Here is a 23,173-nt window from a genome sequence, read left to right as displayed (position 1 = left end):
GCGTCGATGCTTCTGGGATGGGTGCGGGAGCGGGCCCGGCTACTTGATCATGTAGATCGTGGCGAAGAGGCCGATCCAGACGACATCGACGAAGTGCCAGTAGTAGGACACGACGATCGCGGCGGTCGCCTGCTCGTGGGTGAACCTCCTGGCCGCGTAGGTGCGCCCGAGGACCAGCAGGAAGGCGATGAGGCCGCCCGTCACGTGCAGGCCGTGGAAGCCGGTGGTCAGGTAGAAGACCGAGCCGTAGGGGTCGGAGGAGAGCGAGAGCCCGTCCTTCTTGACCAGCTCGGTGTACTCGTACACCTGACCGCCGATGAAGATCGCACCCATGATGAAGGTGACGATGAACCAGCCCCGGAGCTTCTTGACGTCACCGCGCTCGGCGGCGAACACGCCGAGCTGGCAGGTGAGGGAGGAGAGCACCAGGATCGTGGTGTTCGTCGCCGAGAACGGGAAGTTCAGGGCCTCGGCCATTTCCTTCCAGTGCTCGGGGCCCGTCACCGATCGCAGGGTGAAGTACATCGCGAAGAGGGCCGCGAAGAACATCAGCTCGGAACTCAGCCAGATGATGGTTCCGACGCTGGTGAGGTTCGGCCGGTTGACCGACGGGTGCGCGTGCCCGGTTTCTACTGTCGTTGCTGTCGCCACGACCGACATTATGTCGGTCGCTTATCCCGCCCTCACTCCCGGGGGTGCCGTTCGGGGTGTCCGCACCCCGTGGACTGCCCGTATGGCCCATCGTGGCCGTGTTCCGACAGGTGTTGACGGGGTGTCCGCAGGAGTAGCATCCGCACCGTCGGTACCCGGAAGTTCCCGAGCAGTGCTGTGTCTTCTGAGGAGCGTGGAGGAACCATGCAGGCGACCGCGACGGTGCTGGTCTACAGCGATGACGCCAACACCCGCGAGCAGGTGCGGCTGGCCTCCGGCCGGCGGCCGGCGCCCGACGCGCCCCTGGTCGAGTTCGTGGAGTGCGCGACCCCGGCCGCCGTGCTGACGGAGCTGGACAAGGGCGGCATCGACGTCTGCGTCCTGGACGGCGAGGCCGTGCCCATGGGGGGCATGGGGATGTGCCGGCAGATCAAGGACGAGGTGTTCCGGTGCCCGCCGGTGCTGCTCCTCATCGGGCGGCCCCAGGACGCGTGGCTGGCGACCTGGTCCCGGGCCGACGCGGCGGTGACGCTGCCCGTGGAGCCGGTGGAGTTCGCGGGGGCGCTGGCCTCCCTGCTGCGGGACAGGCAGGCTCTGGGCGTCTGACCGCCCGGGGCGCCTGCGGCACCTCCCGGGGCGCCGGGCCGTCCGCCCGGGGCGCCGGGGACCGCGCGGAGGGCCCCCGGGGGGCTCCTCACACGGCCGTCGGCCACAGCCTCGACGGGTCCTGCTCGGGACGGTGCTGCCCGGTGGTCAGCGCGCTGCCCGTGCGCCATTTCGCCCAGTCGATGTTCCAGTCGCCGAAGCCGTTGCCGAAGGTCTCCATCGTGTGGCCGTAGCTGTTGACGACCTGGACGACGTCGCCCTCCCGGACGTTCTGGAAGAACCACGCCGCGTTCTGGGTGCTCATGCCGGTGCAGCCGTGGCTGACGTTGGCGTACCCCTGGGAGCCGACGGACCAGGGGGCGGCGTGGACGTACTCGCCGCTCCAGGTCACCCGGGTGGCGTAGTAGACCGGCAGGTCGTAGGACTCCGAGGAGCCCTCGGCGATGCCGATGCTGGTGCCGCGCATCCGTACGAAGTACTCCTTGCCCAGGACGACCTTGACGCCGTTGCGGGTCTCGAAGCCGGGCTTGCCGGTGGTGACGGGTATCCGTTTGATCTCCTCGCCGTTCTTGAAGACGGTCAGGGAGTGCGCGGCGGCGTCGGTTACGGCGATGACGCGGTCGCCGATGGTGAGGGTGACGTCCTTCGCCGGTCCGCCCCAGAGGCGGTCGCCGACCTTGATGCCGTCCAGGGTGCTGTGCAGGCGGATCGCGGTGCGGGCCGGCCAGTAGTCCTTGGGCCGGTAGTGGAGCTTCTTGTCGTCGACCCAGTGCCAGGCGCCCTCGACGGAGGGCTTGGAGTCGACCTTGAGGGAGCGTTCGACGACCGCGCGCTGTGCGGGGTCCTTGACGGGCCGGCTGAGTTCGGCCGTGAGGGGCTGGCCGACACCGTAGGTGCCCGTCTTGGGGCCGAACGTCACCGTCAGCAGCGTCTTGGCGGTGGGCTTGCCGGTGTCGACGGTGAGGACCCGGCGGCCGGGGGCGCCGTCCTCGTCCTCGGTGCTGACGCGGACCGTGTAGTGGGCGTTGGCGGCGAGCGGCTCGGTGCTGCGCCAGCGGCTGCCGTCGGCGGAGAGTTCTCCGGCCACGTGGCGGCCCGAGGCGTCCACGGCGGTGACGTCCGTGATGCGGTCGTCGGAGTCCTCCGCGGTGATCTCCAGGGGCTTGTCCGGGTCGGCCTTCACGCCGTCGCCCGGGCCGTTGAAGGAGATCCGGTCGGTGGCGTCGTAGGGGCGGGCGGCGAGGGGGTGGTCGTCCGAGCCGCAGGCGATCGCGCCCTCGGCCAGGGCGATCACCAGCAGGGTGCAGCCGACGACGGTGCGGGGGCGCAGGCGCGGCGGGGCCGCGGGGGTGAGCGCGCGCAGGCCCGAGGGGCGGGGTGCGGTCACCCCCTCGGCACCGGTTCGGGCGCCGCGGGAAGGCTCGGAGCGGTTCATGGCTTCACGCTAGGGAGCCCTGTCAACGGCGGCGCGCCGGGAGACACGGATGGACGACCGGTTTTGCGGCGAAAGCGTGAGCCCGGACCCTCCTGACGGAGTGTCCGGGCTCGTGCCGTGCTCGGCGTGTGCTACTGGGTGCGGTTCTCACCGCGGTAGTACTCGAAGACCCAGCCCCACAGGCCGATCATGACCAGCGGTGCGGAGAAGTACAGCAGCCACCAGCCGACCGCGACGGACAGGAAGGACAGGGCGCCGCCGATGGCCAGGGAGAGCGGCTGCCAGCTGTGCGGGCTGAAGAAGCCCAGCTCGCCGGCGTCGTCCGCGACGTCCGCCTCCTTGTTGTCCTGGGCACCGGTGTCGACCCGCCGGGCGGTGAAGCCCAGGTAGAAGCCGACCATGATGCACAGGCCGAAGGCCAGGAAGAGGGCCGTGGTACCGGCCGGCTCCTTCGACCACACGCCATAGACGACCGCCATGGCGAGGACGAAGACGCTCAGCCAGACGAACATCTTGCCCTGGATCTTCACTTGCCGGCCTCCTTGCTGCCCGCGATGGCACCGGCGCCGTGGCCGGCGTGCTCCAGCTGCTCGAGCGCGGCGATCTCCGGGTGGTGCAGGTCGAACGCCGGGGATTCACTGCGGATCCGCGGCAGGGTGAGGAAGTTGTGCCGCGGCGGCGGGCAGGAGGTCGCCCACTCCAGGGAGCGGCCGTAGCCCCACGGGTCGTCGACGCCGACCGGCTTGCCGTACTTGGCCGTCTTCCACACGTTGTACATGAACGGCAGGATCGACAGGCCGAGCACGAACGAGCTGATCGTGGAGATCGTGTTCAGGGCGGTGAAGCCGTCGGCGGCCAGGTAGTCGGCGTACCGGCGGGGCATGCCCTCGGCGCCCAGCCAGTGCTGGACCAGGAAGGTGCCGTGGAAGCCGATGAACAGCGTCCAGAAGGTGATCTTGCCGAGGCGCTCGTCCAGCATCTTGCCGGTCCACTTCGGCCACCAGAAGTGGAAGCCGGAGAACATCGCGAAGACGACGGTGCCGAAGACGACGTAGTGGAAGTGCGCCACCACGAAGTACGAGTCGGAGACGTGGAAGTCCATCGGCGGCGACGCCAGGATGACACCGGTCAGACCACCGAAGGTGAAGGTGATCAGGAAGCCGGTCGCCCAGAGCATCGGGGTCTCGAAACTCAGTGACCCCTTCCACATCGTGCCGATCCAGTTGAAGAACTTCACACCGGTCGGGACGGCGATGAGGAACGTCATGAAGGAGAAGAACGGCAGCAGCACACCACCGGTGACGTACATGTGGTGGGCCCACACGGTCACGGAGAGGCCGGCGATCGCGATGGTCGCGGCGATCAGACCGAAGTAGCCGAACATCGGCTTGCGGCTGAAGACCGGGATGACCTCACTGATGATGCCGAAGAACGGCAGGGCGATGATGTACACCTCTGGGTGTCCGAAGAACCAGAAGAGGTGCTGCCACAGCAGCGAGCCGCCGTTGGCCGCGTCGAAGATGTGGGCGCCGAACTTGCGGTCCGCCTCCAGGGCGAACAGCGCGGCCGCGAGGACCGGGAAGGCCAGCAGGACCAGCACACCGGTCAGCAGCACGTTCCACACGAAGATCGGCATGCGGAACATCGTCATGCCGGGGGCGCGCATGCAGATGATCGTGGTGATGAAGTTGACCGAGCCGAGGATCGTGCCGAAGCCGGAGAAGGCCAGACCCATGATCCACATGTCGGCGCCGATGCCCGGGCTGCGGACCGCGTCCGACAGCGGGGAGTAGGCGAACCAGCCGAAGTCGGCCGCACCCTGCGGGGTGAGGAAGCCGGCCACCGCGATCAGCGAGCCGAACAGGTACAGCCAGTAGGCGAACATGTTCAGCCGCGGGAACGCCACGTCGGGCGCGCCGATCTGGAGCGGCATGATCCAGTTCGCGAATCCGGCGAACAGCGGCGTCGCGAACATCAGCAGCATGATCGTGCCGTGCATCGTGAACGCCTGGTTGAACTGCTCGTTCGACATGATCTGCAGGCCCGGCCGGGCCAGCTCGGCGCGCATGAGGAGCGCCATCACGCCGCCGATGAGGAAGAACGCGAACGACGTGGCGAGGTAGAGCGTGCCGATCGTCTTGTGGTCGGTGGTGGTCAGCCACTTGATGACGACCTCACCGCGGCGCTGGCGCCGGACCGGCAGCTCGTCCTCGTAGTGGGACCCTGCCGCCGCGGCACCCTGGGGTTCGTTGAGGATGCTCACAGGTTGTTCGTCTCCCGGTTCTTCTCATGGGCGGTCTGCTCGATGCCCGCGGGAACGTAACCGGTCTGCCCCTTCTTGGCGAGGTCCTTGAGGTGCTGCTCGTAGCGCTCGGGGGAGACGACCTTCACGTTGAACAGCATGCGCGAGTGGTCGACGCCGCAGAGCTCGGCGCACTTGCCCAGGAAGGTGCCCTCCTTGTTGGGGGTCACCTGGAAGGCATTGGTGTGGCCCGGGATGACGTCCTGCTTCATCAGGAACGGCACCACCCAGAAGGAGTGGATGACGTCACGCGAGGTGAGGACGAAGCGGACCGTCTTGCCCTCGGGGAGCCAGAGGGTCGGGCCGGGGTTGTTGGTCTGCGGGTTCCGCTCACCGGGGGTGCCGCAGGTGTAGACGCCGCCCGCGTTGTCCGGGAACTCGTCCTTGTAGCGGTCCGGGATCGCGTCCAGGTTCGCGTCGGTCTTCGCGTCACCGCTGGAGCCGTCGACGTTCTCGATGTAGTTGAAGCACCAGCTCCACTGGAAGCCGACCACGTTGACCGTGACGTCGGGCTTCTTCTCCAGGTCGAGGAGCTTGGACTCGTCGCGGGCCGTGAAGTAGAAGAGGACCGACACGATGATGATGGGGACCACCGTGTACAGCGCCTCGATCGGCATGTTGTACCGGGTCTGCGGAGGTACCTCCACCTTGGTGCGGCTGCGCCGGTGGAAGAAAGCACTCCACAGGATCAGGCCCCACACCAGCACGCCGACGGCGAGCGCGGCAGCCCAGGACCCCTGCCACAGGGAGAGGATCCGCGGAGCCTCTTCCGTGGTGGGGGTGGGCATACCAAGGCGGGGGAAGTCCTCCCATGTGCAACCGGTGGCGGTCGCCAGGACCAGGCCCGCGGTCATTGCCTGCAGCAGCTTCCGCCGCATCGGGCGCCGCGGCGAGCGGTCGGAGCCGTTGGGACTCACGTAGCGCCTTCCCGAGAGTCTCGCCCGCGCGGATCGGCTGCGGCCTTCTCGCTGGTCGGTCGCCGCCCTGCGTCGGGCAGGGGTTTGGATGTTTATGCGGACCAAACCCTAGCCGACGCCCTCCGGGGGTTCGCGGGGAGGGTGGCATACGCGCCGCGGGTCACCCCGAAGGGGTGGGAGCGTGCCGGGTTCGCGCCTCATCGGGCGGGCGTTCGCGATGTGTTCGCGACTGCGGACGCGCGGGGGCCGGTCGCGCGGTTCCCCCCGTCCCTCCGGGGCGCTTAGCGTTGCCGTGTGCCCTACTTCGACGCGGCCTCCGCCGCTCCCCTTCATCCTGTGGCCCGGCAGGCGCTGTTGGCCTCGCTCGACGAGGGCTGGGCCGATCCGGCCCGGCTCTACCGGGAGGGGCGGAGGGCCCGGCTGCTGCTCGACGCCGCCCGGGAGGCCGCCGCCGACGCCGTCGGGTGCCGGGCCGACGAGCTGGTGTTCACACCGTCCGGGACGCGGGCCGTGCACAGCGGGATCGCCGGGGCGCTGGCCGGCCGGCGGCGGGCCGGACGCCACCTGATCGTGTCATCGGTCGAACACTCCTCGGTGCTCCATTCGGCCGAGGTGTTCGAGGCCGAGGGCGGGACGGTGACGCGGGTGCCGGTCCGGCGGACGGGCGCGGTGACGGCCGAGGCGTACGAGGACGCGCTGCGGGCGGACACCGCGCTGGCCTGTCTTCAGTCCGCCAACCACGAGGTGGGGACCGAGCAGCCGGTGGCGGCGGTGGCCGAGGTGTGCCGGGCGGCCGGGGTGCCGTTGCTGGTGGACGCCGCCCAGTCGCTGGGGTGGGGGCCGGTGGAGGGGCCCTGGTCGCTGCTGACGGCGAGTGCCCACAAGTGGGGCGGGCCGTCGGGGGTGGGGCTGCTGGTGGTGCGCAAGGGCGTGCGGTTCGCCGTCCGGGGCCCCGCGGACGAGCGGGAGTCCGGGCGGGCGGCCGGGTTCGAGAACCTGCCGGCGATCGTGGCGGCGGCGGCCTCGCTGCGGGCGGTGCGCGCGGAGGCGGCGGCCGAGGCGGCGCGGCTGCGGGAGCTGACGCGGCGGATCCGGGCGCGGGTGCCGGAGCTGGTGCCGGACGTGGAGGTGGTCGGGGATCCGGAGCTGCGGCTGCCCGGGACCGTCACCTTCTCGTGTCTCTATGTCGACGGGGAGACCCTGCTGCACGAGCTGGACCGGGCGGGCTTCTCCGTGTCGTCGGGGTCGTCCTGTACGAGCAGCACGCTGACGCCGAGCCATGTGCTGCGCGCGATGGGGGTGCTGAGCGAGGGCAATGTGCGGGTGTCGCTGCCGCCGGGGACGGCGGAGGAGGACGTGGAGCGGTTCCTCGCGCTGCTGCCGGGGACGGTGGCGGGGGTGCGGGAGAAGCTGGGGGCGCCGGCCCCGGTGGCGGACGTGCGGCAGGACGTGCGGGACGACGTCCTCGTGGTGGACGCCCTCGGCAGGCGCTGCCCGATCCCGGTGATCGAGCTGGCCAAGGTCATCGGGGACGTGCCGGTGGGCGGCACGGTCCGGGTGCTGTCCGACGACGAGGCTGCGCGGCTCGACATCCCCGCGTGGTGCGCGATGCGGGAGCAGGAGTACGTGGGCGAGGAGCCGGCGGCCCGGGGCTCGGCCTATCTGGTCCGCCGGCTCGTCTGAGTCAGCTCCGGTCCGCCGGCTCGTGCGAGTCAGCTCCGGTCCGCAAGCTCCTCCGCGTCAGCCGAGGTGCTTCTTGACCTCGGCGGCGGCCTCGTCGCCGTAGGCCTGGGCGAAGCGGTCCATGAAGTGGTTGCGGCGCAGCTGGTACTCCTGGGTGCCGACGGTCTCGATGACGAGGGTGGCGAGCATGCAGCCGATCTGGGCGGCCCGCTCCAGGGAGACGTCCCAGGCCAGGCCGGAGAGGAAGCCGGCCCGGAAGGCGTCGCCGACACCGGTCGGGTCGGACTTGCGCTCCTCCTGGGGGCAGCCGACCTCGATGGGGTCCTCGCCGGTCCGCTCGACGCGGACGCCGCGCGAGCCGAGGGTGGTGACGCGGTGGCCGACCCGGGAGAGGATCTCCTCGTCGCTCCAGCCGGTCTTGGACTCGATGAGGCCCTTCTCGTACTCGTTGGAGAAGAGGTAGGTCGCGCCGTCCAGCAGGATGCGGATCTCCTCGCCGTCCATCCGGGCGATCTGCTGGGAGAAGTCGGCGGCGAAGGGGATGCCCCGGGAGCGGCACTCCTCCGTGTGGCGGAGCATCGCCTCCGGGTCGTCGGCGCCGATCGTGACCAGGTCGAGGCCGCCGACGCGGTCGGCGACGGTCTTCAGCTCGATGAGGCGGGCCTCGCTCATCGCGCCGGTGTAGAAGGAGCCGATCTGGTTGTGGTCGGCGTCCGTCGTGCACACGAAGCGGGCGGTGTGCAGCGTCTCGGAGATGCGGACGGACTCGGTGTCCACGCCGTGCCGGTCCAGCCAGGCGCGGTACTCGTCGAAGTCGGCGCCCGCTGCGCCGACCAGGATGGGACGGGTGCCGAGCTGTCCCATGCCGAAGGCGATGTTCGCGGCGACCCCGCCACGCCGTACGTCCAGCTGGTCGACCAGGAAGGACAGCGAGACCGTGTGGAGCTGGTCCGCGACGAGCTGGTCGGCGAAGCGGCCCGGGAACGTCATGAGGTGGTCGGTCGCGATGGAGCCGGTGACTGCGATGCGCACGGCGTGGACTCTCCTGTGGGAGGGGGATTGACAGTTCACGCTACCCGGAAGACGGACGCCACTGAAGCAGGCGAAACTACCCGATAGTAGATCTTTCTTCGCACGGCCGGCCCCGCATACGGTGCCGCTATGACGAACCTCGAGGACCACGCCCCCGCCCCGGCCGATCCCGACGGAGATCTCGCGTCGCTGCGGAGCGACTGCGCCCGGATGGCTCCGCACTGGGCGGCTCCCGAGCGGGACGCCGCCCGTCCCGTGCCGCCGTCCTGGATCCACGGCGTGACCGTCCCGGCGGCCTCGGCCCGGCTGCTGGAGGAGATGCCGGACTACGGCAACTGAGCCGTCCGCCGCTCCGCCGGCCCCGCCCGCCCTCCCCGGCGGGGCGCCCGGCGTGGAACCGTGCGCTCCCCCGCCGCGTCCCATCGCTGTCCCCCGTCGGGGGGATGGGGGGTACGACAGCAGGGCGGCCGAAGGAGCGATGCGGTGAACACCGAGCGACCCGACGACGACGACACCGCGCGCGGGCCCGAGGACCGGGGCGCGCGGCAGGAGACGCGGTCGGAGCGGAACCGGCCGGAGGAGCCTGTACGGGAGTCTCCCCGGGAGCCGGTGCGGGAGGAGTCTCCTGCGGAGGAGCCCGTACGGGAGGTGCCCCCTCCGGACGAGCCCGTACGGGACGAGCCCCCTCCGGACAAGCCCGTACGGGAGGAGTCCCCCCGGGAGAGGCCGTCAGGAGAGCGCCCCGACGGTGATGCCGATCGCGAGGCCGAGGGCGATGGGGCGGGCGGCGGCAAGGCCCACGGTGGCCGGGCTGACGGCGGCGCGGCCGACGGCCGTGGGGCCGACGGCCGTGGGGCCGACGGCCGTGGGGCCGACGGCCGTGGGGCCGACGGGCGTGGGGCCGGCGGTGGCCGGTTCGACGGCGAGGTTCCGGACGGTGGTTCGTCCGGTGGCCGTCGCCGCTCCCGCCTGTTCGTCGCCGCCGTCGCCGCCGCCGTGCTGCTGGTGGGCGGCGGGGGTGCCTACCTCGCGGCCAGTACGACGGGCGGCGCGGGCGGCGGGTCCGGGGCGGGGGCGCCCTCGGAGAGCGGCACGCCCCCGGCGCTCGTCCTCGACGACTACGCCGGTGGCGACCCCGGCGGGGACGTGAACGGCATCGCGCCCGGCGAGCCGAACCCCTACGGGGTCACCTACCGGGCCGAGGGCACCCTCCCGGACGGCCCCGGCTCGGCGGCCGTGTACTGGGCGCGGGGCGAGGTCACCGCGGACCAGGTGACGCGGCTGGCGGCGGCGCTGGGCGTCGACGGGACGCCGGTGAGCGAGGGGCAGGACTGGCGGGTCGGCTCCGTGACGGACGGCTCGGGACCGGTGCTGCGGGTGAACCGGCAGGCGCCCGGCGCCTGGACGTTCAACCGCTACACGCCCGGCACCGACACCTGCGGAAGCCCCACCGGCTGCGACGCGAACAGCGCCGATCCGTCCGGTGCCCCGGTGAGCGAGGCGGCCGCGAAGAAGGCGGCGGCGCCGGTCCTGAAGGCACTCGGCCAGGACGACGCCGAGATCGACGCGAGCCGGGTCGTGGGCGCCCAGCGGCTGGTGAACGCCGACCCCGAGATCGGCGGTCTGCCCACCTACGGGTGGACGACCGGCGTCACCGTGAACGTCCGGGGAGAGGTCGTCGCCGGGGGCGGTCAGCTGGCGACGCCGGTGAAGGGGGACACGTATCCGGTGCTGAGCGCGCGGGAGGCGCTGGACCGGCTGAACGCGGCGCCGGGGACGGATCCGCGGACGGGCATCGGCGGCTGCGCCGACCCGGTGCCCCTGGAGGAGGGGCCGGGCACCCCGTGCGGGACCTCGACGACCGCCCCCCAGGGGGAGTCCCTGACCGTGGGGGACGCGGTGTTCGGGCTCGCCCCGCACGCCTCGGGCGGGCGTCAGGTGCTGGTGCCGTCATGGCTGTTCGAGGTGCGGGACGCCGGGGGCGAGCACACGGTGACACAGCCCGCGCTGGAGCCGGAGTACCTGAGGGCGCCCACGGCGTCGACCCCCTCGGGGGAGCCGTCCCCGGGCGGGAGGACCAGTGACGTGTCCGTCGACGGCTACACCGCGCAGGGCGAGGAACTGACCGTGGCCTTCACGGGCGGGGTGTGCTCCGACTACGCGGCGACGGCGGTGGAGAGCGGGGACGAGGTGAGGGTCACGGTGACGGCCACGTCCTGGCCGGACCGGGTCTGCATCGCGATCGCGCAGCTCCACCACCGGACCGTCGAGCTGGAGGAGCCGCTGGGCGGCAGGACCGTGGTGGGCTCGGACGGCGGGGAGATCCCGCTGGAGAAGCCCGGGGCACGGCTGCCGTAGCGGCCCGTGCGCGCCGAAGGCGGCGGCCCCGCGGAGGGGCCGCCGCCTTCATACCGTCGAGGACGGCTCGGCCGGTGTCGGGGACGGCTCAGCTGAAGGAGTCGCCGCAGGCGCAGGAGCCGGTCGCGTTCGGGTTGTCGATCGTGAAGCCCTGCTTCTCGATCGTGTCCACGAAGTCGATCGTGGCGCCGCCCAGGTAGGGGGCGCTCATGCGGTCGGTGACGACCTTGACTCCGCCGAAGTCCTTCACCACGTCGCCGTCGAGGGAACGCTCGTCGAAGAAGAGCTGGTAGCGCAGGCCGGAGCAGCCGCCGGGCTGGACGGCCACGCGGAGGGCGAGGTCGTCACGGCCTTCCTGGTCGAGCAGGGTCTTGACCTTCGACGCGGCGGCGTCGGTCAGAACGATGCCGTCGGTGACGGTGGTGGTCTCGTCCGATACGGACATCTACATCTCTCCCGGGTTGTACGGAGACTGCTTGCCGACGGTTCCAACCGGCGGGGCCGCGGATTCATTCCGGGCCGGGCCCGTGTCTTTTCGCCTGTTCCTTCATGCTCGCACATGCGCCGTGAAGCGGACAGCGGCTCACGTCGGCGCGCGAGACGGGCCGGCCGGGCGCCACCGGGATTCACGTCACATCGACGCGATGACCATCGTCAAAGTGACGTGAAGCAGGCTATGATAGATAACGTCAGTTCGACGAAAAGTAGAAAGGGTGCGTGCCGTGACCACCGCCCAGACCACGGAGCTCGACGTACAGCCGACTCCGCTCGCCCTGTTGCTGCTCGGCCGTGAGGCCGACCCGAAGAGCGAGCGGGGCGTCGAGTGCCCCGGCGATCTGCCCTCCCCCTCCGACCCGGACCTGGTGGAGCGGGCCCGCGCGGCCAAGGAGAGGCTCGGCGACAAGGTCTTCGTCCTGGGGCACCACTACCAGCGCGACGAGGTCATCCAGTTCGCCGACGTCACGGGCGACTCCTTCAAGCTGGCCCGGGACGCGGCCGCGCGCCCGGAGGCCGAGTACATCGTGTTCTGCGGTGTGCACTTCATGGCCGAGTCAGCGGACATCCTGACCTCCGACGACCAGAAGGTCGTCCTGCCCGACCTCGCCGCCGGCTGCTCGATGGCCGACATGGCGACGGCCGAGCAGGTCGCCGAGTGCTGGGACGTGCTGACCGAGGCCGGGGTGGCCGAGCAGGTCGTGCCGGTGTCGTACATGAACTCCTCGGCGGACATCAAGGCCTTCACCGGCAAGCACGGCGGCACCATCTGCACCTCGTCGAACGCGCAGCGGGCGCTGGAGTGGGCCTTCCAGCAGGGCGAGAAGGTGCTGTTCCTGCCCGACCAGCACCTGGGCCGCAACACCGCCGTCCGCGACATGGGCATGTCCCTGGAGGACTGCGTCGTCTACAACCCGCACAAGCCGAACGGCGGGCTCACCGCCGAGCAGCTGCGCGACGCGAAGATGATCCTGTGGCGGGGCCACTGCTCGGTGCACGGCCGCTTCAGCCTGGAGTCGGTCGAGGACGTCCGCGCCCGCATCCCCGGGGTGAACGTCCTGGTGCACCCCGAGTGCCGGCACGAGGTCGTGACCGCGGCGGACTACGTCGGGTCGACCGAGTACATCATCAAGGCCCTGGAGGCCGCCCCGGCCGGCTCGAAGTGGGCCATCGGCACCGAACTGAACCTGGTGCGCCGGCTGGCGAACCGTTTCGCTCCCGAGGGCAAGGAGATCGTGTTCCTCGACCGCACGGTCTGCTTCTGCTCGACCATGAACCGCATCGACCTGCCCCACCTGGTCTGGGCCCTGGAGTCCCTCGCCGACGGCAAGCTGGTCAACCGGATCGAGGTCGACCAGGAGACCGAGGCGTTCGCGAAACTCGCGCTGGAGCGGATGCTGGCCCTGCCGTAGGGGACGGCCCGGATTCCCGGACACCCGGATTCCCGGACACCCGTACTCCCGGATCCGGGGTACGGCGCCGGAGTGCCGTCACTCCGACGCCGTACCCCGGTCGGGGTGGGCCGGGTCGACGCTGAAGACCGTGCCGTCCGGGGTCGACACCAGCAGCGCGCCCTCGTGCACGAACACCCCGGGCGAGGGGAAGCCGCCGCTGGCCACGTGGTCGGCGCGCGGGAAGGACTCCCACAGCAACGTGCCCGCACGGGCGTCGAGCGCCGCCACCCGCCCGCTGGCGCTCGCCAGGTAGACGGTGCGGCCCCGGCCGTCGGCCACGGGCTCGCCCGGCTGCTCCAGGGTCGTCCGGGTCTGCCACAGCTGCTTGCCCGTGGTGGGTGACACGGCCGTCACCTGGCCGCTGGAGCCGGCGAACCAGAGCGCGCCGTTCACCATGGTCGCCGTCCCCCGGAACACCTGCGCCAGCTTCGTCGCCGTCCGGGCGCCGGTGTCGGGGTCGACGAGCTGGAGCCGCGAGTACGCCATCTCCATCGCGCCCTCCTCCTCCAGCCACTCCGCGAAGACCAGGCGCTCCCCGAGGGAACCCACGTAACTGGCGTCCGCCGGCAGGGACGGCAGGCTCCGCCGGGTGCCGTCGGCCGGGTCGAGCGCGAGGAGCCGGGGGGCGCCCGAGTCGTAGGCGGTGCAGTCCGCGTAGGGGCGGCCGCCGATGCCGTGGACGCCGCAGAAGTACCCGGCGGGCAGGGTCGTCGTCCAGCGCTCGGCGCCGTCGCGCGGGGCGCGGGCGGTCAGCGACCGGCCGTCGCCGTCCGGGGTCAGGACCAGGTCCCCGACGACCGCGGGTTCGATGTTCTCGCCGTTCATCTCGCGGGACCACAGCCGCTTCCCGGACACCGCGTCGAGGGCGATGAGGAGGTCGCTCTCGGTCTCGCCCGTGGGGGGATCGGTGAGGGTCTGCCGGACGAGCACCGTGCCGTCCCGCACGTCGAGGATCCAGGAGGCGTACGCGTCGGGCTCCACCGTGGCCGGCACGGACGCGGCCCGCCAGTCCGTCCTGCCGGTCAGGGCGTCCAGGCGGACCGGCAGGACGGTGTCGCCGCCGCAGAACAGGGCGCCCTCCCCGAACCGGCAGACCGGTAGTCCGTCGGAGGTGTCGCGCAGCGGTTCCTCGCCGCGGGCCGCGGGTTCGAACAGCGTCGTCCGCCAGGGCTGCCAGCCGGCCGGGAGCGCCTCCCAGCGGGAGGCCGGGGACGCCGAGGGGCTCGCCGGCCCCTCCGCCTCCGCGGCGCCGCCGTCCCGCAGCGGGCCGAGGAGGAGGTACGCCGTGAGCGCGACGGCCAGCACGCCGGCCGCGACGGCCACGGCCGGCAGGCGGCGCGGGCGGGTCCGGGGGGCGGGACGGTCCGGTGCCCCGTCCACCTCGGTCGGCGTGCGGGACTCCCCCGCCGCCGGGGCCAGACGCAACGTCACCGTGTGCGCGTCACCCGGCGCGGGCTCCGGCAGGGCGGCCGCGAACTCCCGCGCCAGCTCGTCGAGTCCGGGCCGGTCGGCGATGTCCTTGGCCAGACAGCGGGCCAGGACCGCGCGCAGCGGCTCGGCCACCGACTCCAGCTCCGGCTGCTCGTTCATCACCCGGTACGCCGTGAGGTAGGGGCTGTCGGCGTCGAACGGGCCGCGTCCCGTCGCCGCGAACACCAGCAGCGCCCCGAGCGAGAAGACGTCCGACGCGGGGCCCACCGAGCGGGCGTCGGTGAACTGCTCCGGGGACATGAACGGCGGGGTGCCGATCGCCTTCCCCGTCTCCGTCAGTGTCTGGTTCTCGGCGGCCCGGGAGATGCCGAAGTCGATGACGCGCAGGCCGTCCTCGGCCACCAGGACGTTCGCGGGCTTGAGATCGCGGTGGACGACCCCGGCCCGGTGGATGTCCCGCAGCGCCTCCACCAGACCCAGCGCGAGCCGCCGCAGCTCCGCGCCCCGCAGCGGGCCGTCGGCCCGGATCCGGGCGGAGAGCGTGGGCGCCGGGACGTACTGGGTGGCCATCCAGGGCCGTACGGCGTCCGGGTCCGCGTCGACCACCGGGGCGGTGAAGGCACCGCTCACCTTGCGGACGGCCTCGATCTCCTGACGGAAACGGGTGCGGAAGACCGGGTCCTCGGCGTACTGGGCGTGCACCACCTTGACGGCGACCTCCCGGCCGGACCTCGATTTCCCCCGGTAGACGACTCCCATCCCGCCGGATCCCAACCGGTCCACGACCCGGTACCCGCCGACCGACCGCGGATCGTCCCTGTGCAGTGGCACCGCCCCGATCCCCCTCCCCCGCAGAGCAGTCCGAGCTCACAGGATAGGTACACCCCGCACAAGGAGAAGTGCCGAACAGGCCGCCTTGCCCCGACCGCAGTACGACGACGCCCCGGCGCCCTGCCGGGGACAGGCACACGGACCGGACTCCCCGGAGCCCACCTGCCGACACCGCAGGCACCAACCCCCCAGGCACGCGGGAACCGGGGCCCACCTGCCGACACCGCAGGCACCAACCCCCCAGGCACGCGGGAACCGGGGCCCACCTGCCGACACCGCAGGCACCAACCCCCCAGGGGCGCGGGGAACTGCGCGACCAGCCACCGACGGCCCGCAGCCGACCGCCGACGCACAGCCCCCGCCCCGGGGGGCTCCCCCGGGGGACACCCCCGAGCTACACGCCCGCCGGCTCCGGCGTCTTCTCCGGCTCCGGCCGCCGCTTGGCCGCCCGCTTCGCCGCCCGGCGCTCCTTGCGCAGCTCGAACATCGCGTAGAGCGTCGGCACGAGCAGCAGGGTGAGGAGCGTCGAGGTGATCAGGCCGCCGATGACGACCACCGCCAGGGGCTGGGCGATGAAGCCGCCCTCCCCCGTGACGCCCAGGGCCATCGGCAGCAGGGCGAACACGGTCGCGAGGGCCGTCATGAGGATGGGCCGCAGACGGTGGCGGCCGCCCTCGACGACGGCCTCGACGACGCCGTACCCCTGGCGGCGGTACTGGTTGATGAGGTCGATCAGCACGATCGCGTTGGTCACCACGATGCCGATCAGCATCAGCATGCCGATCATCGCCGGGACGCCCATCGGGGTGCCGGTGACGAGCAGCAGACCGATCGCGCCGGTGGCCGCGAACGGGATGGAGACCAGCAGGATCAGCGGCTGGGCGAGCGACCGGAAGGTCGCCACCAGCAGCATGAAGACGATCGCGATCGCCGCGAGCATCGCCAGGGCGAGGTTGGCGAACGCGTCGTCCTGGTCCTGCGTGACACCGCCGATCTGGGCCGTCGCGCCCGCCGGGAGCGTCAGCCCGTCGATCCGCGACTGGAGGTCGGCGCTCACCGCGCCGGTGTTGTCGCCGGTGGGCCGGGCGGTGACGGTGGCCGCGCGCTGACCGTCGATACGGGTCATCGAGACGGGGCCGTCGACCAGCTGCACGGTCGCGATGTCGCCCAGCGTCACCTTGCCCAGCGGCAGGGCCTTCAGCTGCGCCAGCGTCCGCGCCGGCTTCGCCGACGTGATGACGACGTCCCGCTCGGTGTCGTCCAGGACCGCCTTCGCCGCCGTCGTGCCGCGGACCGCCTGCGCGACCGCCGCGCCGAGCGTCTGCTGGTCGAAACCGGCCGCCGCGGCCCGGGCGTTCGCCCGCACGGAGATGCGCGGCACGCTCTGCGACAGGTCGCTGGTGACGTCGGTGACGTCGTCCAGCCCGGCCACCGCCTCGCGGACCTGCTCCGCCGCCTTCCGCAGCACGTCGCCGTCGGCCGCCTTCACGACGACGCTCAGGTCCTGGCTGCCGAAGCCGTCACCGGCGGCGACGGTGGTCGAGCCGATGCCGTCGAGCTTCTTCAGCCCCGCCTCGACGCGGTCCCGCACGTCCTCGAACGACGCCGAGTCCTCCAGCATCACCTGGTACGACGCCTGGTTGGTGTCCGTTCCGCCGCCGAAGGCCGCGAGGAAGCCGGAGGAGCCCACGGTGACCTGGTAGTCCTTCACCCCGTCGACGTCGGCGAGCAGGTGCTCGACCTTCTCGGCCTGGGCGTCGGTCGCCGCCAGGCCGGTGCCCGGCGCCAGCTCCTGCCTGACCGTCAGCACCTGCTGCTCGCCCTGGTCGAAGAAGTTGGTCTTCAGCAGGGGCGCCATGCCGAAGGTGCCGATCAGGACGACCACGGCGATGGCCACGCTGGTCAGCCGGCGCCGGGTCGCGAACCGCAGGACGGGGACGTAGAAGCGCTGGAGGCGGCTCTTCGCCTCCTTCTCCTCCGCGGCCCGGCGGGCCTCCTCGGCGTCCTCGGGGGTGCCCTTGGGGGCGCGCAGGAACCAGTACGACAGGACCGGGACGACCGTCAGCGAGACCAGGAGGGAGGCCAGCAGGGCCGCCGTCACGGTGAGGCTGAACGAGCCGAACAGCGCGCCCACCATGCCGCCGACCAGGCCGATCGGCAGGAACACGGCGACCGTGGTCAGGGTGGAGGAGGTGACCGCGCCGGCCACCTCGCGCACCGCGGTGAGGATCGCGGCCTGGCGCTCCTCGCCGTAGCCGAGGTGGCGCTTGATGTTCTCCAGGACGACGATCGAGTCGTCGACGACCCGGCCGATGGCGATGGTCAGCGCGCCCAGCGTCAGCATGTTCAGCGACAGGTCCCGCGTCCACAGCACGATCAGCGCCAGCACGACCGACAGGGGGATCGACACGGCGGTCACCAGCGTCGAGCGGACCGACGCCAGGAAGACCAGGATGACGAGCACCGCGAAGAGCAGGCCGAGCGCGCCCTCCGTCGTCAGGCCCTCGATGGACTTCGACACCGCCGGGCCCTGGTCGCTGACGACCGTGACCGACGCGCCGGAGCCGAGGTCCTCGCGCAGCCCGGGCAGCTTGTCCTCGACGGCGTCGGAGATGGCGACCGCGCTGCCGTCGTGGTCCATGGTGACGGAGACGGCGAGGCTGGGCCGGCCGTCGGTACGGGTGATCGAGTCGGCCGGGGCCTCCTCCTGCCGCACGCCGGCCACGTCCCCGAGCCGCACCGGCTTCGCCCCGGCCGTGCCCGCGATCATCAGGTCCTGGATCTGCTCGAGCGAGGTGAAGCCGCCGCCGACCTGGACGGTGCGGTTGGATCCGGCCTCGTCGAAGGAGCCCGCCGGGACGGTGGCGCCGCCCGCCTGGAGCGCCAGGGCGAGGGACTGCGTCGTCAGGCCGGCCCGCGCCAGCTTCGCGTCGTCGGGGGTGACGGAGACCTGGAGGTCGCGCACACCGTCGACGGTGACCTGGCCGACGCCGTCGATGTCCTCCAGCGCCGGGACGACGGTCCGGTCGAGCTGGTCGGCGAGCGCCTGCTGGTCCCGGTCGGAGGTGACGGCGAGGACCACGGTCGGTATGTCGTCCGTGGAACCGGCGACGACCTGCGGGTCCACGGAGTCCGGGAGCTGGGCCCGGGCCCGGTTGACGGCCTGCTGGACGTCGGCCACGAGCCGGTCGGTGTCGCTGCCGTAGTCGAAGGACGCCATGATCACGGCGTTGCCCTCGCTCGCCGTGGAGGTGACGCCGGTGATGCCGTCGACGGCTTCGAGACCGGCCTCGACCGGCTCGACGACCTGCTTCTCGACGACGTCCGGGGAGGCGCCCTGGTAGGGGGCGAGCACGGACACCACCGGCAGTTCGATGGTCGGCAGCAGCTGCTGCTTGAGCTGGGGGATCGCGATCGCGCCGAACACGATCGCGATGATGGACATCAGGCCGATCAGGGCCCGTTGCGCGAGGCTGAATCTCGACAGCCAGGACATGGGTGGAGGTTCTCTCTTCTGGGAGCGACAGAAGTGGCCCCTTCACCCTGTGGCATCGGGGCGGGTGGTTCCGTAGGCCCCAGGTCGGTTTCCTTATGCGGCGCATACTCCGGGCGCAGTACGGCCGGCGGGGATCACTCCACCCTCGGACGGACCAGCCCGGACTCGTACGCGATCACCACGAGCTGGGCCCGGTCGCGGGCGCCCAGCTTGGCCATGGCCCGGTTGACATGCGTCTTCACGGTCAGCGGGCTGACCCGGAGGCGTTCGGCGATCTCGTCGTTGGAGTGGCCGCCGGCGACCTGGACGAGGACCTCGCGCTCGCGCACGGTGAGCGCGTCCAGGCGCTGCGCCCGGGCCGGGTCGCGGTCGCCGTCGGCGTCGCCCTGGGCGAGGAAGCGGGCGATCAGGCCCTTGGTGGCGGCCGGGGAGAGCAGGGCCTCGCCGGCCGCGGCGACCCGGATGGCGTTGAGGAGCTCCTCCGGCTCGCTGCCCTTGCCGAGGAAGCCGGAGGCGCCCGCGCGCAGCGACCGCACGACGTAGTCGTCGACCTCGAAGGTCGTCAGGATCACCACGCGGACCCGGGCGAGCGCCGGGTCCGCGCTGATCAGCCGGGTCGCGGCGAGTCCGTCGGTGCCGGGCATGCGGATGTCCATCAGGACGACGTCCGCCTGCCGTTCCTTGGCCAGCCGCACCGCCTCCGCGCCGTCGGACGCCTCGCCGACGACCTCCATGTCGGGCTCGGACTCGACGAGCACGCGGAAGGCGCTGCGCAGCAGCGCCTGGTCGTCGGCGAGCAGGACGCGAATGGTCATGCGGAGTCCTCGGAGGCGCTGGGGGTGTCGAGCGGCAGGATGGCATGGACGCGGAAGCCGCCCCCGTAGCGGGGCCCGGTGGTGAGGGTGCCGCGCAGGGCGGTGACGCGTTCCCGCATGCCGAGCAGGCCGTGACCGCCGCCGTCCGGGACGCCGGTGGCCTCGCCGGGGCCGGTGGCCTCGCCGGGGCCGGTGGCCTCGCCGGGGCCGGTGGCCTCGCCGGGGCCGGTGGCCTCGCCGGGGCCGGTGGCTTCGTTGGGGCCGGTGGCCTCGCCGGGGCCGTCGTCGAGGACGGTGACCTCGATACGGGGTCCCACCCGCACGACGCTGACCTCGGCCCTGGCGTCCGGCCCCGCGTGCTTGCGCACGTTGGTCAGGGCCTCCTGGATGACGCGGTAGGCGGCGAGGTCGACGGCGGCCGGAAGCCGGGTGTCGTGGTCGGCGCGGGCGACCTCGACCGGGAGTCCGGCGCTGCGGAAGGTGCCGGCGAGGTCGTCGAGGCGGTCCAGGCCGGGGGCCGGTTCGGTGGGGGCCTCGGGGTCTCCGGACTGGCGCAGCAGGCCGACGGTGGCCCGCAGCTCGTCGAGCGCGGAGCGGCCGGCCTCGCGGACGTGCGCCAGGGCCTCCTTGGCCTGGTCGGGACGTCTGTCCATGACGTGGGCGGCGACTCCGGCCTGGACGTTGACCAGGGCGATGTGGTGGGCGACCACGTCGTGCAGGTCGCGGGCGATGCGCAGTCGCTCCTCGGCGACCCGGCGGCGGGCCTCCTCCTCACGGGTGCGTTCCGCCCGCTCGGCGCGTTCCCGGATGGCCTGGACGACGGCGCGGCGGCTGCGGACGGCGTCGCCCGCGGTGGCGCCGATGCCGGTCCAGGCGAGGAGGGCGAGGTTGTCCTGGGCGTACCAGGGCAGGGGGCCGGCGAGCATCGCCGTGCCGGTGAGGACCGTGGTGGTGAGCAGGCCCGCCCGCAGGGTCGTCGGGCGGTCGGTGGTGGAGGCGACGGTGTAGAGGGCGACGACGGCGGCCATCGCGACGGGCGCGCGGGGGTCGCCGGTGACGGACTCGACCACGGAGAGGACGCCGGTGACGGCGAGGACCGTCCGGGGGGCGCGGCGGCGCAGCACGAGGGCCGCGGCGCCGAGGACGATCAGCAGCAGGCTCAGCGGGTCCGGGGTGCGCAGCTCCCAGCTGACGCCCTGCTCGCGCGGGTCCACGAAGGAGCCGGCCAGCATGCACAGGAGGACGGCGGCGGCGAGGGCGGCGTCGAGGGCCAGGGGGTGTGCGGTGAGCCGGCGGTGGGCTCGGGCCAGGGGGGTCAAGGTGCCGTACCTTCTCGGGATGACCGTCGCTCGGTGCGGGCGCGTCGCCGGGGGCTGCCGCGAGGCGGGCGTGTCGCAGGGGGGTTGCCGCGGTGCGGACGGTTCGCAGGGAGCTGCCGCGAGGCCGGCGTGTCTCAGAGGCCCCCGGACCCCCGCGTCGGCCCTGCACGGCCTCGTCCTCGGACACCGGACGGGCTGGGGTGCCGTGGCCGGCACCGGAGACCCGCCGGCGGACGGCGCCGAACCGCTGCCGGGGACGGAGATCCGCCCCGAGCCCGCGGCGACGGGGGTCTCACCCCGGGATCAGCCCGCCGTCGCCGAGCATCTCCCGGACCTCCTCCAGGCTCGCGTCGGGGGCCGGGAGGATCAGCTCCGAGGGTTCCAGGGAGGCGTCCGGCAGGGGAACGCCGAGACGGCGGACGGCGTCCAGCAGGGCGCCCACGGTGCGGCGGAAGCCTTCCTCGTCACCGCCCTCCATCTCCGCGAGCAGTTCGTCGTCGAGCTTGTCCAGCTCGGCGAGGTGGGAGTCGGCCAGAACCCACTGGCCCTCCCCCATGATCCGCACGATCACGTCGCCCTCCTCGGCTCCGGTCCCCGGCGCCGGGCTACTGCTTGTCGAAGCGCGGGGTGTCCTGTGGCTGCTGCTGGGGCTGCGACTGGCTCGTGCCACCTTCGATGGCCTGCTGCCCGGCGGAGCCGCCTCCGGCGAGCTCGGCCTTCATCCGCTGGAGCTCCAGCTCTACATCCGTACCACCGGAGAGCCGGTCCAGCTCGGCCTGGATGTCGTCCTTGGCCAGGCCGGTGGGGTCGTCCAGGGCGCCGGAGGCGAGGAGCTCGTCGAGGGCGCCGGCCCGGGCCTGGAGCTGGGCGGTCTTGTCCTCGGCGCGCTGGATGGCCAGGCCGACGTCGCCCATCTCCTCGGAGATGCCGGAGAAGGCCTCGCCGATGCGGGTCTGGGCCTGGGCTGCGGTGTAGGTGGCCTTGATGGTCTCCTTCTTCGTACGGAAGGCGTCGACCTTGGCCTGGAGCCGCTGGGCCGCGAGGGTGAGCTTCTCCTCCTCGCCCTGGAGCGTCGCGTGCTGTGTCTCCAGGTCGGTGACCTGCTGCTGGAGGGCCGCGCGGCGGGAGAGTGCCTCGCGGGCGAGGTCCTCCCGGCCGAGGGCGAGCGCCTTGCGGCCCTGGTCCTCCAGCTTGGAGGACTGCGACTGGAGCTGGTTCAGCTGGAGTTCCAGGCGCTTGCGGGAGGTGGCGACGTCGGCGACGCCGCGGCGGACCTTCTGGAGGAGTTCCAGCTGCTTCTGGTACGAGTAGTCGAGGGTCTCGCGCGGGTCCTCGGCCCGGTCAAGGGCTTTGTTCGCCTTCGCGCGGAAGATCATCCCCATACGCTTCATGACACCGCTCATGGGCTTCGCGCGCCCCCTTCTGACGGACTCCAGCTCACCGGTCTGCGACAGAACCCACAGTACGGGCCCTGCTTCCATTGACGCACTGTTCGGGGGCGGATGCGCTCCTCCCCAAGGACGACTGACCAAGGCCCTGCTCCGGCGTGAGGAGTAGGTGACCTTCCGGGTGGTGGCCCTCCCGTGGCATCAGGTCACCGGCTGTCCCCTCTCCCCCGGTCTGTCCCAGGTCCTTCCCCAGTTCGGACGACCGGTGTTGCCGGATCGTTCCCCTTGGGGCTGGGGTCCATGCGGGGGGAGCGCTTACCCTTGGGTTTTGTGTTCCGTAGCCGTGCCAAGGAAGAGAAGGCACCGGTCGCCGACAAGGCGACGGTGACCGACTCCAAGCAAACCCGAGACCCGCAGGCCCCCAAGGGCCGGCCGACGCCCAAGCGCAGTCAGGCCCAGTCCCAGCGCCGCAGCGTGGCCAACACGCCGGTGACGCGGAAGGAGGCCGCCAAGCGGCAGCGCGACGAGCGCCGAGCCCAGTTGGAGCGTCAGCGCCAGGCGCTGGCCGGCGGCGACGAGCGGTATCTGCCGGCCCGCGACAAGGGCCCGGTCCGCAAGTTCGCGCGCGACTTCGTCGACTCGCGGTTCAACGTGGCGGAGTTCTTCCTGCCCATGGCCGTGGTCATCCTCGTGCTGAGCATGATCCAGGTGGCGTCGTTGCAGAGCATCGCGCTGCTGCTGTGGCTCGTGGTGATCGTGCTGATCGTGCTGGACTCCATCGTCACCGGGTTCCGTCTGAAGAAGCGGCTGGCCGAGCGCTTCCCCGACCAGAACCGCCGGGGCGCGGTGGCCTACGCGCTGATGCGCTCCCTCCAGATGCGCCGGCTCCGGCTGCCCAAGCCGCTGGTCAAGCGCGGGGAGCGGCCCTGAGCACTGCTGCGTTCTCCGGGGGGGCGGCCG

The 23,173-nt window shown here is 72.2% G+C and carries 19 protein-coding genes; 6 read left to right on the top strand and 13 right to left on the bottom strand.

The annotated features are described in order from the left end of the window. Window positions 1–39: 39 nt before the first annotated feature. Window positions 40–660, bottom strand: a complete 621-nt coding sequence (ctaE, locus tag ACZ3KJ_RS04295) for an aa3-type cytochrome oxidase subunit III (RefSeq protein ID WP_389511639.1) — start codon at window positions 658–660, stop codon at window positions 40–42. Between the two features lie 195 nt (window positions 661–855). On the opposite strand from ctaE, the gene ACZ3KJ_RS04290 reads away from it, so the two are divergent. Beyond that, window positions 856–1,257 (top strand): response regulator, encoded by a 402-nt coding sequence (locus tag ACZ3KJ_RS04290; protein ID WP_389511640.1) that lies wholly within the window; start codon window positions 856–858, stop codon window positions 1,255–1,257. 88 nt (window positions 1,258–1,345) lie between these two features. On the opposite strand, the gene ACZ3KJ_RS04285 is transcribed toward ACZ3KJ_RS04290, so the two are convergent. The 4 genes from ACZ3KJ_RS04285 to ctaC form a co-directional block, all read right to left on the bottom strand. Further along, window positions 1,346–2,692: a L,D-transpeptidase gene (locus ACZ3KJ_RS04285; protein WP_467524446.1), complete on the bottom strand. Its 1,347-nt coding sequence runs from the start codon at window positions 2,690–2,692 to the stop codon at window positions 1,346–1,348. Between the two features lie 131 nt (window positions 2,693–2,823). Then, window positions 2,824–3,222: a cytochrome c oxidase subunit 4 gene (locus ACZ3KJ_RS04280; RefSeq protein WP_467524444.1), complete on the bottom strand. Its 399-nt coding sequence runs from the start codon at window positions 3,220–3,222 to the stop codon at window positions 2,824–2,826. After that, window positions 3,219–4,955, bottom strand: a complete 1,737-nt coding sequence (ctaD, locus tag ACZ3KJ_RS04275; protein ID WP_467524442.1) for an aa3-type cytochrome oxidase subunit I — start codon at window positions 4,953–4,955, stop codon at window positions 3,219–3,221. Before ctaD ends, ACZ3KJ_RS04280 begins: the two co-directional genes overlap by 4 nt. After that, window positions 4,952–5,911, bottom strand: a complete 960-nt coding sequence (gene ctaC / locus ACZ3KJ_RS04270) for an aa3-type cytochrome oxidase subunit II (RefSeq protein ID WP_389511643.1) — start codon at window positions 5,909–5,911, stop codon at window positions 4,952–4,954. Before ctaC ends, ctaD begins: the two co-directional genes overlap by 4 nt. A 294-nt stretch (window positions 5,912–6,205) precedes the next feature. On the opposite strand from ctaC, the gene ACZ3KJ_RS04265 reads away from it, so the two are divergent. After that, window positions 6,206–7,594 carry an aminotransferase class V-fold PLP-dependent enzyme gene (locus tag ACZ3KJ_RS04265; protein ID WP_467524440.1) on the top strand — a complete coding sequence of 463 codons (1,389 nt, stop codon included), beginning with the start codon at window positions 6,206–6,208 and terminating at the stop codon, window positions 7,592–7,594. Between the two features lie 57 nt (window positions 7,595–7,651). On the opposite strand, the gene ACZ3KJ_RS04260 is transcribed toward ACZ3KJ_RS04265, so the two are convergent. Beyond that, entirely contained in the window at window positions 7,652–8,626 is a 975-nt protein-coding gene (locus tag ACZ3KJ_RS04260) for a carbohydrate kinase family protein (RefSeq protein WP_467524438.1), read from the bottom strand. A 129-nt stretch (window positions 8,627–8,755) separates the two neighbouring features. Here ACZ3KJ_RS04260 and ACZ3KJ_RS04255 point away from each other — a divergent pair, with 129 nt between their 5' ends. Next, window positions 8,756–8,965, top strand: coding sequence for a hypothetical protein (locus ACZ3KJ_RS04255; RefSeq protein WP_467524436.1), 210 nt, complete (start codon window positions 8,756–8,758; stop codon window positions 8,963–8,965). A 144-nt stretch (window positions 8,966–9,109) separates the two neighbouring features. Next, window positions 9,110–10,984, top strand: coding sequence for a hypothetical protein (locus ACZ3KJ_RS04250; RefSeq protein WP_467524434.1), 1,875 nt, complete (start codon window positions 9,110–9,112; stop codon window positions 10,982–10,984). An 88-nt stretch (window positions 10,985–11,072) separates the two neighbouring features. Here ACZ3KJ_RS04250 and erpA read toward each other — a convergent pair whose 3' ends face one another. Further along, window positions 11,073–11,429, bottom strand: coding sequence for an iron-sulfur cluster insertion protein ErpA (gene erpA / locus ACZ3KJ_RS04245; protein ID WP_389511649.1), 357 nt, complete (start codon window positions 11,427–11,429; stop codon window positions 11,073–11,075). 277 nt (window positions 11,430–11,706) lie between these two features. Between erpA and nadA the strand changes: the two genes are divergently transcribed. Then, complete coding sequence (nadA, locus tag ACZ3KJ_RS04240) at window positions 11,707–12,891, top strand: quinolinate synthase NadA (protein ID WP_467524432.1); 1,185 nt, start codon at window positions 11,707–11,709, stop codon at window positions 12,889–12,891. Window positions 12,892–12,969: 78 nt separating this feature from the next. On the opposite strand, the gene ACZ3KJ_RS04235 is transcribed toward nadA, so the two are convergent. The 6 genes from ACZ3KJ_RS04235 to ACZ3KJ_RS04210 form a co-directional block, all read right to left on the bottom strand. Further along, window positions 12,970–15,195: a protein kinase domain-containing protein gene (locus ACZ3KJ_RS04235; RefSeq protein WP_467524430.1), complete on the bottom strand. Its 2,226-nt coding sequence runs from the start codon at window positions 15,193–15,195 to the stop codon at window positions 12,970–12,972. Between the two features lie 394 nt (window positions 15,196–15,589). Further along, window positions 15,590–18,691 carry an efflux RND transporter permease subunit gene (locus ACZ3KJ_RS04230; RefSeq protein ID WP_467524428.1) on the bottom strand — a complete coding sequence of 1,034 codons (3,102 nt, stop codon included), beginning with the start codon at window positions 18,689–18,691 and terminating at the stop codon, window positions 15,590–15,592. A gap of 134 nt (window positions 18,692–18,825) precedes the next feature. After that, on the bottom strand, window positions 18,826–19,506 hold the full coding sequence (locus ACZ3KJ_RS04225) for a response regulator (RefSeq protein ID WP_467524426.1): 681 nt from the start codon (window positions 19,504–19,506) through the stop codon (window positions 18,826–18,828). Further along, window positions 19,503–20,825 carry a sensor histidine kinase gene (locus ACZ3KJ_RS04220; RefSeq protein WP_467524424.1) on the bottom strand — a complete coding sequence of 441 codons (1,323 nt, stop codon included), beginning with the start codon at window positions 20,823–20,825 and terminating at the stop codon, window positions 19,503–19,505. The genes ACZ3KJ_RS04225 and ACZ3KJ_RS04220 overlap by 4 nt, the downstream gene beginning before the upstream one ends. A gap of 292 nt (window positions 20,826–21,117) precedes the next feature. Further along, a complete protein-coding gene (pspAA, locus tag ACZ3KJ_RS04215) occupies window positions 21,118–21,396 on the bottom strand; it encodes a PspA-associated protein PspAA (protein WP_467524422.1) in 279 nt (92 codons plus the stop codon). Between the two features lie 34 nt (window positions 21,397–21,430). Continuing rightward, window positions 21,431–22,228, bottom strand: coding sequence for a PspA/IM30 family protein (locus ACZ3KJ_RS04210; protein WP_389511656.1), 798 nt, complete (start codon window positions 22,226–22,228; stop codon window positions 21,431–21,433). Window positions 22,229–22,513: 285 nt separating this feature from the next. On the opposite strand from ACZ3KJ_RS04210, the gene ACZ3KJ_RS04205 reads away from it, so the two are divergent. Then, window positions 22,514–23,143 (top strand): DUF3043 domain-containing protein, encoded by a 630-nt coding sequence (locus ACZ3KJ_RS04205; RefSeq protein WP_467524810.1) that lies wholly within the window; start codon window positions 22,514–22,516, stop codon window positions 23,141–23,143. The last annotated feature ends 30 nt before the right edge of the window (window positions 23,144–23,173 follow it).

This window comes from Streptomyces sp. NPDC003248 (genome assembly GCF_055563235.1).
The sequence above is the reverse complement of the archived record's forward strand: the minus strand, read 5'-3'. Positions and strand labels throughout refer to the sequence as shown.

Bases quoted from the DNA above. Each gene is read 5' to 3' on its own strand.
- ACZ3KJ_RS04225 (WP_467524426.1), bottom strand. From the start codon at position 19,506: ATGACCATTCGCGTCCTGCTCGCCGACGACCAGGCGCTGCTGCGCAGC.
- ACZ3KJ_RS04285 (WP_467524446.1), bottom strand. From the start codon at position 2,692: ATGAACCGCTCCGAGCCTTCCCGCGGCGCCCGAACCGGTGCCGAGGGG.
- ACZ3KJ_RS04290 (WP_389511640.1), top strand. From the start codon at position 856: ATGCAGGCGACCGCGACGGTGCTGGTCTACAGCGATGACGCCAACACC.
- ACZ3KJ_RS04210 (WP_389511656.1), bottom strand. From the start codon at position 22,228: ATGAGCGGTGTCATGAAGCGTATGGGGATGATCTTCCGCGCGAAGGCG.
- ctaE (WP_389511639.1), bottom strand. From the start codon at position 660: ATGTCGGTCGTGGCGACAGCAACGACAGTAGAAACCGGGCACGCGCAC.
- ACZ3KJ_RS04230 (WP_467524428.1), bottom strand. From the start codon at position 18,691: ATGTCCTGGCTGTCGAGATTCAGCCTCGCGCAACGGGCCCTGATCGGC.
- erpA (WP_389511649.1), bottom strand. From the start codon at position 11,429: ATGTCCGTATCGGACGAGACCACCACCGTCACCGACGGCATCGTTCTG.
- ACZ3KJ_RS04205 (WP_467524810.1), top strand. From the start codon at position 22,514: ATGCGGGGGGAGCGCTTACCCTTGGGTTTTGTGTTCCGTAGCCGTGCC.
- ACZ3KJ_RS04255 (WP_467524436.1), top strand. From the start codon at position 8,756: ATGACGAACCTCGAGGACCACGCCCCCGCCCCGGCCGATCCCGACGGA.